This is a genomic window from Streptomyces sp. NPDC054047 (assembly GCF_055585065.1).
In genome coordinates this window covers 84096-97289 of the sequence record NZ_JBVJKV010000018.1, presented here as the reverse complement: position 1 = coordinate 97289, position 13194 = coordinate 84096, and the positions used below count along the sequence as shown (strand labels likewise).

Below are 13194 nucleotides of genomic sequence, written 5' to 3'. Positions count from 1 at the left end.
CATGACGCGGCGCACGGACTGGGCGGACCAGGTCACCCCCGATTACCCCACCGACCCCGCGGGCAGCGGCCTCGCGGACGGTGCGGATCAGAGCGGCGCCGACCAGGAGGGTGACGGCACCGGCTTCCGCGGGGGCGGCGGCCGGAGGGGGCGCCGACGGCGTGGCGGCTTCGGTGAAGGCCGAGGCGGCGGAACACAGGACAGCGGCCCCCCTTCCTCGTCGAGGGCCGAGAAGAAGGGGGAGCCGCCGACGGATCCGGGTGAGCGGGCACGGGCGATCTGCCTGCGCCTGCTCACCGGGACCCCGCGCACGCGCAAACAGCTGGCGGACGCGCTGCGCAAACGGGAGATCCCGGACGACGTGGCGGACGAGGTGCTGACCCGCTTCGAAGAGGTCGGCCTGATCAACGACGGCGCCTTCGCGGGAGCGTGGGTGGAGTCCCGGCACCACGGCCGGGGCCTGGCCCGACGGGCGCTCGCGCAGGAGCTGCGGACGAAGGGCGTGGACGCCACGCTGATCGAGGAGGCCGTCGGGCAGCTCGACTCGGAGCAGGAGGAGGCGACCGCGCGCGAGCTCGTCGCCCGCAAGCTCCGCGCGACGCGCGGCCTGGACCGCGACAAGCGACTGCGCCGCCTCGCGGGCATGCTCGCCCGCAAGGGCTACTCGGAAGGCCTGGCACTCCGGATCGTCCGGCAGGCGATCGAGGAAGAGGGCGAGGACCCGGGGGACTTGGGGTACGACGGGGGATGAGCTGACCAGGGCCCTCGCGGGGGTGGGGCTCAGGTCCGGGCCGGGCAGTGCGGTGAGAACCGCGGCCCGGCCCTTTCGCGTTCCCAGGGCCCCGAACTCCCCCTCTCCGCCTGAGGGGTGGGGTTCACCGGGGTGGGGTTAACCCCCGGCCGAAGACGCCGGTCCGCCGCACTGCAAAGGAACCTGTGCACAGACGACTGTGTACGCATGGCAAAGGAACCCGGCACGACCGACGGCGCACCCGAGGAGCTGAGCACCCTCCCCGCGGAACGGGGCGCCCTCCCCGAGAAGCTGAGCGACCTCCGCGTCCTCAAGGCGCTCGCACAGCCCCGGCGGCAGCAGATGCTTCAGCACCTCACCGTGCACGGCCCGGCCACCTCCGCGACGCTCGCCAGGGCGCTCGGTCTCAACACCGGGGCCACCAGCTACCACCTGCGCGAACTCGCCCGCTACGGCTTCGTCGAGGAGACCACGGGCACGGGCCACGGACGCGAACGCTGGTGGCGCGCGATCCCCGGCGACCGGCGCTTCCCGCCCCGTAGCGAGCAGAACGCCGAGACGCGGCTCGTCATGGACGAGCTGAACCACCTCTCGTACGCCGCCGACCTGGAGCTCTTCGAGCAGCTGCAGCGAGAGGGCGGCACCGACCTCGGTGAGTGGGCCGACGCGTTCCCGTACTCGCGCGGCACGATCCGGCTGACGCTCCCCGAACTCCGCGCGTTCTTCGAGGAGTACATCGCCCTGCTCAACCGCTACAAGCGCCCCGACGCCGAGACACCGGCCGGCGCCCGCACCGTGCTCACGCGTCTCCTGGCCTTCCCGGCACCAGCGCCGCCCGCGCCGCCCGGCGATCCCGGGTCCTCCCGCACGCCCCTGCCCTCCCCTTCCTCCGAGCCCGAGGCGACATCATGATGCTGCGCTACGCACTGCAGACAGTCCGAGACCGCAAGGGCGGATTCCTCGGCGCCTTCCTGGCATTGATGTGCGCCGCCGCGCTCATCACGGCCTGCGGCACCCTCCTGGAGACCGGCCTGCGCGGCACCATCCAGACCGAGCGCTACGCCGCGGCCCCCGTGATCGTCTCCGCGGACCAGAACGTCCACCAGACCACGGTCAAACACAAGAAGGGCAAGACCAAGGTCAAGCACAAGGCCAAGCCGATCGCCGAGCGGGCCTGGCTGTCGGACGACATCGCACGCAAGCTCAAGGGCGTGCCGGGTGTCGGCAAGGTCGTCCCCGAACTCACCTTCCTCGCCACGCCGTTGAACCCCGCCGCCGGTGACCTCGCCGACAGGCCCGCGTACGGCCACGCCTGGGAGTCGGCCGCACTGACCCCCTTCGGGCTCGTCGAGGGCAAGGCCCCGCGCGCCGCGGGCGACCTCGTCATCGACCGCGACCTCGCCGGGCGTGCCCACCTCAAGACCGGTGACCGCCTCACCGTCCAGTCGACCCAGGCCCCGCGCTCCTACCGCATCACCGGCATCGCGACCCCCGCCCAAGGCGCCCTCGCCCACCAGACGTCCCTCTTCTTCTCCGCCGCGGAGGCCGAGCGGCTCGCCGCCCACCCCGGCCAGATCACCGCGCTCGGCGTCGTGCCGGCCGAGGGCACCGGGACGGGTGACCTCAAGAAGGCGGTCACGGACGCCCTTGCCGGTACGAAAGCGCAGGTCAGCGTTGGCGACGACCGTGGCCCCGTGGAGTTCCTCGACGCGGCGGGCGCCCGCGTCAAGCTGGTCAGCATGGGCGGCGCGATGGGCGGTACTTCCCTCCTCGTCGCCGTCCTCGTGGTCGTCGGCACGTTCGCCCTCTCCGTGCAGCAGCGCCACCGCGAACTGGCCCTGCTGCGAGCCATCGCCGCCACCCCGAAGCAGATCCGCAAGCTTCTCGGCCGCGAGGCCCTGATCGTCGGTGCGGCCGCGGGCATCATCGGCTCGCTCGCCGGCATCCCGCTCGGCGGCTGGCTGCACGGCAAGTTCGTGGACATGGGCGCCGTCCCCGCCACCCTGGAGCGGACCGTCAGCGTTTTCCCGGTGTTCGCCGCCGTGGCCGCGACGCTGCTCGGCGCCTGGGCCGCGGCCCGCCTCTCGGCGCGCCGCATCGCCGGTATCCGCCCGGCCGAGGCCCTCGCCGAAGCACGTGTCGAGCGCACCCGGCCCGCGTGGAGCCGCATCGTCGCCGGGCTCGTCCTCCTTGCCGGAGGTGTCGTGCTGGTCGCCGTGCTCAGCGTGCTGCGTACCGAGCCCGCGTCGACTCCCGTGACGTTCCTGGCCGTTGTGGTCCTCTCCTCCGCCATCGCGCTCCTCGGACCGCTCGTGGTCAGGGCGGCGGCCGCCGTACTCCGCGGCCCGCTGCGGCTCTCCGGCCCCGGCGGCCGCCTCGCGCACGCCAACCTCCGCGGCAACGCCGCCCGGATGGCGGCAGCCGTCACCCCGCTCGCCCTGCTCACCGGCATGACCTGCACCGTCCTGTTCGTCCAGCCCACCCTCGGCGACGCGGCCCGCGCACAGGCCCGCGAGGGCATCCGCGCCGACTGGGTCCTTGCGGCACAGGGGCCCGGCGTCCCGGCCCAGGCCGCGCAGAAGCTGCGTGCGACCGAAGGCGTCGAGGCCGCCACCGAGATCGTCCGCACCACCGTGCGCGTCGGACTCGCCAAGTACCCCGCGCAGGGCGTCAGCACGGCCGGGCTCACCCGGACCTGGGACCCGGACGTCACCGCCGGGTCCCTGAAGGGCTTCGGCAAGGGCAGCGTCGCCGTCAGCGAACTGGCCGCCGACCAGCTCGGCTTGAAGCCCGGCAGCACTCTCAAGCTCACGCTCGGCGACGGCACGAAGACCGCGCTCAAGGTCAGCGCCGTGTACGCGCGCGGGCTCGGGTTCGGGGACCTGACCATGGCGCACGACCTGGTCGCCCGCCACGTCGACAACCCGCTCGCCGCCACGGTCCTGATCAAGAGCGACCGTACACAGGAACAATTCGCGGCAGGCCTCGCGAAGTTCCCGGGCGTGCGCGTTCTCGCCCCGGCCGCCGTCGACAACCTCCAGGCCGAGCGCCAGCAGGCGAACGCCGAAGTGAACTACCTGGCCATGGGCCTGATCCTGGCCTTCACCGCGATCGCCGTCGTCAACACCCTCGCGATGTCGGTCTCCGAGCGCGTCCGTGAGTTCGCGATGCTGCGTCTCGTGGGCGCCGGCCGCCGCCAGGTCCTGCGCATGCTGCGCACCGAGGCCCTGTCCGTCCTGCTCATCGGCACGGCACTCGGCAGCGGTATCGCGCTCGCCGTCCTGACCGCCTTCAGCGTCGGCATGACCGGCAGCGCCGCGCCCTCGATCACACCCCTGGTGTACGTCTCCGTGGTGGCCGTCGCGGCTCTGCTCGCCCTCACCGCCACCGCGCTCCCGGGCCGGGTCGCCCTGAAGCCGCGCCCCGTCACCGTGGCAACGGCCAAGGAGTGAAACGGCCGACGAGTGAGGCGCGCACTCACCCCGCGACGGGAAGCCCGGCGGCCTTCCACGCCTGGAACCCGCCGACGAGGTCGGTCGCGTGCCGCAGCCCCAACTGCCGCAAGGAGACGGCCGCGAGGCTCGACGCGTAGCCCTCGTTGCAGATCACGACGACCCGCAGGTCATGGCCGACGGCCTCCGCGGCACGGTGGCTGCCCTGCGGGTCCAGGCGCCACTCCAGCTCATTGCGCTCGACGACGAGGGCGCCGGGGATCAGACCGTCGCGCTCGCGCAGGGCGGCGTACCGGATGTCGACCAGAAGTCCCCCCGCGGCAGCGGTGTCGCGCGCCTCCTCCGGAGTGACCCGGTCGAGGTCGCGCCGCACACGCTCCAGCAACTCGTCGATGCCGACGGGACGTTCGCCTGCTGTCTGATGCCCACTCACTGCCAGTCCTCCGGGCGCTCCACGGACTCCAGGCGCAGGACCGCGCCCGTGCGGCTGTAGCGGCGGATGCGCGGCAGCGGAGGGTAGTAGGCGTGCACGGAGACGGCGTGTTCGCTCGTGGACTCGTTCAGCACCTCATGCACGTGGTTCTGGCCGAACGCCCTGCCCTTGCCGGCCGTCAACTCCCGTTCGCGGTCCACCCCGTCGGACAGCTCCAGGGTCTTCCAGCCGTCGGTGGGCAGCCGGGCGGCGAGCGAGTTCTCCTTGAGGGTGCCGGCGGCGGTGAGGAAGGCGCCGACCGACTCCGCGTGGTCGTGCCAGCCGGTGCCGGTTCCCGGCGGCCAGCCGATCAGCCAGGCCTCGCTGCCACCGGGCCCTTCGAGCCGCACCCAGGTGCGCCCCTCGGGGTCGAGTGGCAGCGAGGCGATGAGCTCGGGGTCGGAGGCACTGCGACGCACGAAATCGAGAAGATCTGCGGCGGTGGGCGCCGACACCGCAGGGGAGGCAGAAGAAGGGTTGGTGACAGAGAGGGACATGGCTACCGTCCTGGACGTTCGCGGAAACGCGCGCCGAGAAGAGGGCACGCGAGAGGGAGAGGCGAATTCAGCAGGACGGACGACACACGCAGCCCGCATAGCGGACGAGGTCCATATGGACCCTCCGCCACAGGCGCACATCGGTGTCGGTCACGTTTCGGAGTAGACCATGACGCTGCGTGCCGGTCAACCCGTTCTCACTGTGTGGTCGGCCGCCCCGCGACGGCCGTACTCTCCGCCTTCTCCGTAGCGTCCGCGCTCTTCTCGCGCCGCTTCCGTTCCGCCCCGCCCAGGGCCGCCTCGGCCGCCGTATACAGCTCGGCCGGGCGTACCCCGCTCAGCGCGGTGACCAGGTGGCCGTCGGGGCGGATGAGCAGCACCGAGTGCGCTGCGGCCCCGGGGTAACCCTCCGCCACGAGCAGTTCCGCCGGGTGCGGCAGCGCCGTGACGGCGGCGGCGAGCCGGGGCATGATCCCGGCCGTCACCCAGTGCCGCCGCTCCCACACCACCGTGCCGGGCGCGACGAGGACGACCAGCAGCTGCCCCAGGCCGAGCCGGTCCCGCAGCCGCACGAAGGATCCGTCGGGTGCCGTCACCGGCACGTCGGCCACCGGAGACCCCGGTTCCGTGCCCACGGGGACCTCGGACTCGGAGGGCGGGGGCGCCAGCGGTGACTCCGCGTACGACCCCGGGGCGCCGAGCGGCCCGCGTCCCACGTGGCCGTCGGTGAGGAGCATGTCGTGGCCGCGCGCCGACCCCGGCACGTACGAGCGCAGGCCTTTGCCGCCCCGCAGTATCGGCAGCGACTGGTCGGCGGCGCGCAGGCGTGCGGCGACCCCGGCCCGCCGCTCGGCCTGGTAGCTGTCGAGCAGGGTGTCCCGCGCGCCGTGGTGCCAGGCAAGGGCCAGCTTCCAGGCGAGGTTGTCCACGTCCCGCAGCCCCTCGTCGAGGCCTTGGGTGCCGAGCGCGCCGAGCAGATGCGCGGCGTCGCCCGCGAGGAAGGCACGGCCGACCCGCCACCGGCGGGCCAGCCGGTGGTGGACGGTGTGCACGCCCGTGTCGAGCAGTTCGTACGGCGGCGTGGCGCCCCCGCACCAGCCCGCGAGGGTCTCGCGGATGCGCACCACGAGGGCGTCGGGCGTCACGAGCTCGCCGCGCGGCGGCAGCAGCCAGTCGATCCGCCACACCCCGCCGGCGAGCGGACGGCCCGTCACCTCGGCGCCTCCGTGGCGCCACGGAGGCATCCGATGCAACAACGCCTCGCCGGGCCGGGGAAGTTCCGTGCGCAGGGCGGCGACGGCGTGTCGCTCGACGGCCGTGCGCCCCGGGAAGCGGATGTCGAGGAGCTTGCGCACCGTCGACCGCGGTCCGTCGCAGCCCACCAGATAACTGCCCCGCCACCAGTTGTCCTTGGGGCCGCGCGTGTGGGCGGTCAGTCCGCCCGCGTCCTGCTCCAGGGAGTCGAGCTTGCTCTCCACCGCGACCTTGATCAGCCGCTCCTCGGCGATGGCCGCGCGCAGGGCGCCGGTCAGCACGTGCTGGGCCACGTGAAGCGGGGCCGGCACCTCATCACTGAACGTGAGCTCCCGCATCAGCTGCTTGCGCCGCAGGGAACGCCAGCCGCCCCACCGTGCGCCGGACTCCTGGTCGCCGAACGAGTGACCGGTGAGCCGCTCCATGAGGGCCGCCGTGTCATCCCGCAGGACGACGGTCCGCGCGGCCCGCTGCTCGTCCTTGCCCGGTCCTTCGTCGAGCACGACGGTGGGCACGGAGTGACGTGCGAGAGCCAGGGCGAACGCGAGGCCCACGGGGCCCGCGCCGACGACGATCACCGGGTCCACGGTGCGCACCCTCCCGCCGCAAGGGCCCGGGAGCGCTGGACGTACGTACAGGAACTGGCAATTGGAGCCCGGTGCACGATCACAGAACGTATGCAACAGACTGCGTGCCGACCCGTCAAGCTGGACGCACGGTGGCGGAGCTCCCTCGGGGGCCGTTCGTGGGGAACGGGAGGCAGAGGACGCGTCAGGGCCCGCCGAGTGTCCTCGGCGGGCCCTGACGGACGAGCTTTCGTGCGGGTGGTTCCCGACGCTGAGGTCGCGTCAGATCTTCTTGTCCGTGGGGCCGTCGTCCGGCTGCGCGTCCGCTGCCGCGGTGCCCGCGGCGGTGGGGCCGAGCGGCGCGGAGGGATCGAGCACACCGGGTGCCTCGGCCGGTTCGGCGGCCGCGGCGACGGCGATACCGGTCTTGGCGCGACGTCCGCGCTTCTCGATCCAGGTGGCCAGCGAGGACAGGATCATGCAGAGGCCGATGTAGATGGCGCCGAACACGGTGACCGTCTGGACGAACGGGTAAACGCCGTTGACCGGAGTGTTGTTGGCGATCAGGCGGGCCGACTGGAGCAGCTCGGGGTAGAGGACGAAGAATCCGAGCGAGGTGTCCTTCAGCGTCACCACCAGCTGGCTGATGATGGTCGGCAGCATCGACCGGACCGCCTGCGGGAAGAGCACCGACGCCATGACCTGGGTCTTGCGCAGACCCAGGGCGTAGGCGGCCTCCATCTGGCCCTTGGGCACCGCGTTGATGCCCGCGCGGAGCACCTCGGCCTGGACGCATCCGTTGTAGATGGTCAGGCCGAGCACCAGCGCCCAGAACGGGGTCATGTTGCCGACGAGGCCGACCCAGAACGCGAAGATGGTGATGAGCAGCGGAATGGACCGGAAGAGGTCGATGAAGGCGACCGCGATCCAGCGCACCGGCTTGTGCTCGGAGAGCCGCGCCACACAGAGCACCACGGCGAACACCAGCGAGAAGACGCCCGCGAGGGCGAACACCTTCAGCGTGGCCAAAAGGCCGTCAAGGACGTTCTGCTGAATTCCGGTGTAGTTGAAGATGTCCCACAGGTCGGCTTCGAACTCACCCTTTTCGTTCAGCCGCAGAATGACCCAGAGGATGCCGCCCAGGAGGGCGGCGGTGCCGATGACGCTGTAGATGATGTTGCGGACACGGGCCTTGGGGCCGGGGGCGTCGAAGAGAACGTTGGCACTCATCGGGCGACCTCCAGGCGGTGCTCGAGCAGCCGGAAGAGGCCGTTGATGGCGTACGTGATGATCAGGTACGCGATGGTGATCCAGAGGAAGATCATCACGATGTCGTAGCCCTCGTTGCTCAGCGTCTTGGAGACGTTGAACAGCTCGACGTTGTCGAAGGCACCCGCGATGGCGGTGTTCTTCGTCAGGGCGATGAAGATGCTGGAGAGCGGCGGTACCACGGTGCGCGTGGCCTGCGGCAGCACGATGAGCCGCATCGTCTGGCTGAAGGTGAGCCCGACGGCCCGGGCCGCCTCGGCCTGCCCGAGAGGCACCGTGTTGATGCCCGAGCGGACCGCTTCGGCCACGAACGCGGAGGTGTAGAAACCGCAGGCGAGCGTGGCGAGGAGGAAGGAGTCCAGGTCGGGGTAGAGCACCTTGGGGACGACGAAGAACGCCACGAGGAAGAGCAGGGTGAGCGGGGTGTTGCGCAGCAGCGTGACCCAGAGGGTTCCGAATATTCGCAGCGGCGGTACGGGGGATACCCGGAACCCGGCGATGATGACCCCGACGACCACAGCAACGAGCGCGCTGGATGCGGTCAGCTTCAGAGTCCCGTAAAACCCTTCGCGGAAAAGCGACAGGTTGTCGAGTAGTACGTCCATGAATTCTCCGCGAGGTCTTTCGCGACGGGTCGCAGGTGATCGCGACGGGCCCCGGCCGTCAGGGCCGGGGGCGGTGGCAGGGTTTCGCGACAGGTCCGGCAGCGATGCGCGCAGCGAACGTCCCGCTCCGTACCGCGGCCGAGCGCGGACGGAGCGGGGCGTGCCGGATTACTTCGGGTCGGTGAAGGCCGGCGGGTCCTTGTACTCGGAGCCGGACTTGCCGAGGGTGGCCTCGTAGGCCTCCTTGTAGTCGCCGTTCTCCTGGTGGGCCTTGATGGCGTCCGCGACGGCCGTCTGCAGGGCCGCGTCGCCCTTCTTCAGGCCGACGCCGTAGGGCTCGTCCGAGAACGGCTTGCCGACGACCTTGAGCTTGCCCTCGTTCTGCGCCGCGTAGCCCATCAGGATCGCGTCGTCCGTGGTGACGGCGTCGACCTGGTTGTTCAGGAGCTGGGCGACGCACTCCGAGTACTTGGAGAGCTCGGTGACCTTGGCGCCGTACTTCGGCTTCTTGATGTTCTGCAGCGGCGTGGAGCCGACGATGGAACAGACCTTCTTGTCGCGGACCGTCTCCGGGCCCTTGACGTCCTTCTCGTCCTTGCGGACGAGGAGGGAGGCACCGGCGTGGAAGTACGGGCCGGCGAAGTCGATCTGCTTCTTGCGCTCGTCGTTCATCGTGTACGTGCCGATCATCAGATCGACGTCGCCCTTGGAGACCGCGGTCTCACGGGCACCGGAGTCGACCGTCTTCCACTCGATCTGCTTGGCCGAGAAGCCCAGATCGGCGGCGATCATCTTGGCGATCTCGATGTCGAAGCCGGAGTACTCCTTGGTCGACTGGTCCTGGAAGCCCAGGTACGGCTGGTCGGCCTTGGCGCCAATGACGATCTTGCCGCGCTTCTTGGCCGCCTTGAAGACCGACGAGTCGACCGAGGCGTCCTTCTTGACCTCGTAGCTGAGGGCCTTGCCGGAGTTGTCCGGGCCTTCCGGCTTGTCGCCGGCGGAGCCCTCCTTGCCGCCGCAGGCCGTGGCGGCAAGGGAGAGCGCGGCGATCGCCGCTGCGACGGCGGCGGACTTACGGAGCTTCATCGTGGACATCCTTTGTTTCGACTGGCGTTGAGACGACGTGGGAGCCTCAGTGTTTAAGGATCTTCGACAGGAAGTCCTTGGCCCGGTCGCTGCGCGGGTTGCTGAAGAACTGGTCCGGCACGGCCTCTTCGACGATCCGGCCGTCCGCCATGAAGACGACGCGGTTGGCCGCGGACCGGGCGAAGCCCATCTCGTGGGTGACCACGACCATGGTCATGCCGTCACGCGCGAGCTGCTGCATGACCTCGAGCACCTCGTTGATCATCTCGGGGTCGAGCGCCGAAGTGGGCTCGTCGAAGAGCATGACCTTGGGGTCCATCGCCAACGCGCGGGCGATCGCCACGCGTTGCTGCTGGCCGCCGGAGAGCTGCGCGGGGTACTTGTCGGCCTGCGACGCGACACCCACGCGGTCCAGGAGACCGCGTGCCTTTGTCTCTGCTTCCGCCTTGGACGTCTTGCGCACCTTGATCTGGCCCAGCATCACGTTCTCGAGCACGGTCTTGTGCGCGAAAAGGTTGAAGGACTGGAAGACCATGCCCACGTCCGCACGGAGACGGGCGAGCTCCTTGCCCTCCTGGGGCAGCGGCTTGCCGTCGATCGAGATGTCTCCCGACTCGACCGTCTCCAGGCGGTTGATGGCGCGGCACAGTGTCGACTTGCCCGACCCGGAGGGGCCGATCACGACGACGACCTCACCGCGGGTGATGGTCAGGTCGATGTCCTGGAGGACGTGCAGAGCGCCGAAGTGCTTGTTGACGTTCTTCAGCACGACCAGGTCGTCCGCCCCGGGCGGTATGGCGTCCTTGGTCACCGATACTTCGGTCACGGCTTGTTGCTCCATCCTCCTCGGTTGGGAGGACAGTAATAACCCGGTGCGACCAGCGTCATTACATCTGAGGGGAAATTGAGCATAACGATCCGGCCGCAACCGGACACTCCGTGTGAAGGGGACGCCCTGCCGCGTACCGGCTGGATAACGGAACGTGTCCGTGACCCGCACCCCCTTGACGCGGTCCTTATCCATCGGCGTGGATGCCTTGGTGCCTGTGCACGCGCGCATACCGGCCATCGGCGAGCGCGAACGGAACGACCGATGAACCGGAGGGGGCCTGTATGAGACTGCTCCTCGTCGAGGACGACGATCATGTGGCCGCCGCCCTGTCCGCGGTCCTGGCCAGGCACGGCTTCGACGTCGTGCACGCCCGCAGCGGCGAGGAAGCGCTTCAAGCCCTGCTGCCCGGTGAAACGGCACCCTTCGGAGTCGTGCTCCTCGATCTGGGACTGCCCGATCAGGACGGCTACGAGGTGTGCGGCAAGATCCGCAAGCGCGGGTCGACCCCCGTGATCATGGTGACGGCCCGTGCCGACGTGCGCTCGCGCATCCATGGCCTGAACCTCGGGGCCGATGACTACGTAGTGAAGCCGTACGACACCGGGGAGCTGATCGCCCGCATCCACGCGGTCATCCGGCGACCTCCGTCCGGCGCCGCCGCGGGCCCCGCGGACAGCGAACTGCGCCTCGGTTCCGTACGCATCGAACTGCCCACCCGCCAGGTCAGCGTGGACGGTTCGACGGTCCAACTGACCCGCAAGGAGTTCGACCTGCTCGCACTCCTCGCGCAGCGGCCGGGCGTGGTGTTCCGCCGGGAGCAGATCATCAGCGAGGTGTGGCGCACCAGCTGGGAGGGGACGGGACGCACCCTTGAGGTGCACGTCGCCTCCCTGCGGTCCAAGTTGCACATGCCGGCCCTGATCGAGACCGTCCGGGGTGTGGGCTACCGGCTCGTCGCCCCGGCCGCGTAGCGCGTAGCGAGGTCAGGTGCGCTCTCGCCTCCTCCCGCTGCTCATCGTCCTCATGGCGGGTGTGCTGCTCGCGCTCGGCTTCCCACTCGCGGTGAGCGTGGCGGCGGCGCAGCAGCAGAAGGTGATCGTCGACCGGATCGACGACACGGCGCGGTTCGCGGCGCTCGCGCAGTTCGTCACGAAACGTCCCACGGGCTCACGGCTGCGGGACAAGGACGAACGCCGCGAAACCCTCCAGACCGAACTCGACTACTACCACGAGGTCTACGGGATCAAGGCGGGCGTCTTCTTCCGGGACCGTGAGCCCATGGCTCACGCGCCCGGGAGCTGGTTCCTGCCCCCCAGGGGCGCCGAGGTGCGGGAGGCCTTCGAAGAGGCCCTCAGGTCCCGTGGAAGCCACGATCCGCGTCAGGTGTGGCCCTGGCAGCGCGGCCGGCTCGTCGTCGCCTCTCCGGTGATCAGGGACGGGGACGTCATCGCCGTCGTCGTCACCGAGTCGCCCACGGGGCGCATGCGTTCGAAGACGCTACAGGGATGGCTGCTCATCGGCGCCGGCGAGTCGGCGGCGATGCTTCTCGCCGTGGGTGCCGCGCTGCGCCTCACCGGCTGGGTGCTGCGCCCCGTGCGGGTCCTGGACGCGACCACCCACGACATCGCGACCGGGCGCCTGAAGTCGCGGGTGGCGGCCGCGGGCGGACCGCCGGAACTCAGGCGTCTCGCACGGTCGTTCAACGAGATGGCCGACAACGTCGAGGACGTGCTCGAGCAACAGCGGGCCTTCGTCGCCGACGCCTCGCACCAACTGCGCAACCCGCTCTCCGCCCTGCTGCTCCGCATCGAGCTGCTCGCCCTCGAACTGCCCGAGGGGAACGAGGAGATCGCCTCCGTGCGCACCGAGGGCAAGCGCCTCGCCCAGGTCCTCGACGACCTCCTGGGCCTCGCGCTGGCCGAGCACGCCGCCGCCGATCTGCGGCTCACCGACATCGGGGCGCTCACGTCCGAACGGGTCGGCGCCTGGCGGCCGCTCGCCGAGGAGCGCGGGGTGCGGCTGCACGGCGTCTGCCCGGCGACCACCGGCTGGGCCGACCCGGTCGCGCTGTCCAGCGCCCTGGACGCGGTGATCGACAACGCCCTCAAGTTCACGCCCGAGGGCGAGGAGGTGCGGGTGGAGGTCTCCTGGAGCGGCGAAATGACGACCATCGTGATCACGGATGGCGGCCCCGGCCTCACGGAGGACGAACTCGCCCGCATCGGCGACCGCTTCTGGCGCAGCAACCGCCATCAGAACGTGAAGGGCTCGGGCCTCGGCCTGTCGATCTCGCGGGCCCTGCTCACCGCGGGCGGCGGCTCCATCGCGTACGAACAGCGCGCGCCGCACGGACTTCGGGTGACCGTCAGCGTCCCGCGCGGTGAGCCCGGCCCCCACGTCTGACACGGCC

At 70.6% G+C, this 13194-nt stretch carries 13 protein-coding genes; 5 read left to right on the top strand and 8 right to left on the bottom strand.

Going from position 1 to position 13194, the window contains the following annotated elements:
* Position 1 precedes the first annotated feature (1 nt).
* The 3 genes from recX to ACZ6ZP_RS41190 all read left to right on the top strand — a co-directional run bounded on the left by recX (position 2) and on the right by ACZ6ZP_RS41190 (position 4203).
* On the top strand, positions 2-751 hold the full coding sequence (gene recX, locus ACZ6ZP_RS41200; protein ID WP_469410440.1) for a recombination regulator RecX: 750 nt from the start codon (positions 2-4) through the stop codon (positions 749-751).
* 207 nt (positions 752-958) lie between these two features.
* Entirely contained in the window at positions 959-1663 is a 705-nt protein-coding gene (locus ACZ6ZP_RS41195) for a helix-turn-helix domain-containing protein (RefSeq protein WP_468612565.1), read from the top strand.
* On the top strand, positions 1660-4203 hold the full coding sequence (locus tag ACZ6ZP_RS41190) for an FtsX-like permease family protein (RefSeq protein WP_469410439.1): 2544 nt from the start codon (positions 1660-1662) through the stop codon (positions 4201-4203). Before ACZ6ZP_RS41195 ends, ACZ6ZP_RS41190 begins: the two co-directional genes overlap by 4 nt.
* Positions 4204-4228: 25 nt before the next feature.
* Here ACZ6ZP_RS41190 and ACZ6ZP_RS41185 read toward each other — a convergent pair whose 3' ends face one another.
* The 8 genes from ACZ6ZP_RS41185 to ACZ6ZP_RS41150 form a co-directional block, all read right to left on the bottom strand.
* Positions 4229-4642, bottom strand: coding sequence for a rhodanese-like domain-containing protein (locus ACZ6ZP_RS41185; RefSeq protein WP_383823995.1), 414 nt, complete (start codon positions 4640-4642; stop codon positions 4229-4231).
* Positions 4633-5172 (bottom strand): cupin domain-containing protein, encoded by a 540-nt coding sequence (locus tag ACZ6ZP_RS41180; RefSeq protein WP_383823946.1) that lies wholly within the window; start codon positions 5170-5172, stop codon positions 4633-4635. Before ACZ6ZP_RS41180 ends, ACZ6ZP_RS41185 begins: the two co-directional genes overlap by 10 nt.
* A 67-nt stretch (positions 5173-5239) precedes the next feature.
* Entirely contained in the window at positions 5240-5311 is a 72-nt protein-coding gene (locus ACZ6ZP_RS41175; protein ID WP_309544753.1) for a putative leader peptide, read from the bottom strand.
* A 58-nt stretch (positions 5312-5369) separates the two neighbouring features.
* Positions 5370-7013, bottom strand: a complete 1644-nt coding sequence (locus ACZ6ZP_RS41170; protein WP_469410438.1) for an FAD-dependent monooxygenase — start codon at positions 7011-7013, stop codon at positions 5370-5372.
* 261 nt (positions 7014-7274) lie between these two features.
* Complete coding sequence (locus tag ACZ6ZP_RS41165; protein ID WP_351173489.1) at positions 7275-8222, bottom strand: amino acid ABC transporter permease; 948 nt, start codon at positions 8220-8222, stop codon at positions 7275-7277.
* Positions 8219-8866, bottom strand: coding sequence for an amino acid ABC transporter permease (locus tag ACZ6ZP_RS41160; RefSeq protein WP_351173491.1), 648 nt, complete (start codon positions 8864-8866; stop codon positions 8219-8221). The genes ACZ6ZP_RS41165 and ACZ6ZP_RS41160 overlap by 4 nt, the downstream gene beginning before the upstream one ends.
* 168 nt (positions 8867-9034) lie before the next feature.
* Entirely contained in the window at positions 9035-9952 is a 918-nt protein-coding gene (locus tag ACZ6ZP_RS41155; protein ID WP_351173494.1) for a glutamate ABC transporter substrate-binding protein, read from the bottom strand.
* Between the two features lie 46 nt (positions 9953-9998).
* Positions 9999-10778: an amino acid ABC transporter ATP-binding protein gene (locus tag ACZ6ZP_RS41150; RefSeq protein WP_344527009.1), complete on the bottom strand. Its 780-nt coding sequence runs from the start codon at positions 10776-10778 to the stop codon at positions 9999-10001.
* Positions 10779-11065: 287 nt separating this feature from the next.
* On the opposite strand from ACZ6ZP_RS41150, the gene ACZ6ZP_RS41145 reads away from it, so the two are divergent.
* Both ACZ6ZP_RS41145 and ACZ6ZP_RS41140 read left to right on the top strand, forming a co-directional pair.
* On the top strand, positions 11066-11755 hold the full coding sequence (locus ACZ6ZP_RS41145) for a response regulator transcription factor (protein WP_351173498.1): 690 nt from the start codon (positions 11066-11068) through the stop codon (positions 11753-11755).
* 16 nt (positions 11756-11771) lie between these two features.
* Complete coding sequence (locus ACZ6ZP_RS41140; RefSeq protein WP_469410437.1) at positions 11772-13187, top strand: sensor histidine kinase; 1416 nt, start codon at positions 11772-11774, stop codon at positions 13185-13187.
* Positions 13188-13194 lie beyond the last annotated feature (7 nt).

Bases quoted from the DNA above. Each gene is read 5' to 3' on its own strand.
- ACZ6ZP_RS41155 (WP_351173494.1), bottom strand. From the start codon at position 9,952: ATGAAGCTCCGTAAGTCCGCCGCCGTCGCAGCGGCGATCGCCGCGCTC.
- ACZ6ZP_RS41195 (WP_468612565.1), top strand. From the start codon at position 959: ATGGCAAAGGAACCCGGCACGACCGACGGCGCACCCGAGGAGCTGAGC.
- ACZ6ZP_RS41180 (WP_383823946.1), bottom strand. From the start codon at position 5,172: ATGTCCCTCTCTGTCACCAACCCTTCTTCTGCCTCCCCTGCGGTGTCG.
- recX (WP_469410440.1), top strand. From the start codon at position 2: ATGACGCGGCGCACGGACTGGGCGGACCAGGTCACCCCCGATTACCCC.
- ACZ6ZP_RS41165 (WP_351173489.1), bottom strand. From the start codon at position 8,222: ATGAGTGCCAACGTTCTCTTCGACGCCCCCGGCCCCAAGGCCCGTGTC.
- ACZ6ZP_RS41145 (WP_351173498.1), top strand. From the start codon at position 11,066: ATGAGACTGCTCCTCGTCGAGGACGACGATCATGTGGCCGCCGCCCTG.
- ACZ6ZP_RS41190 (WP_469410439.1), top strand. From the start codon at position 1,660: ATGATGCTGCGCTACGCACTGCAGACAGTCCGAGACCGCAAGGGCGGA.
- ACZ6ZP_RS41160 (WP_351173491.1), bottom strand. From the start codon at position 8,866: ATGGACGTACTACTCGACAACCTGTCGCTTTTCCGCGAAGGGTTTTAC.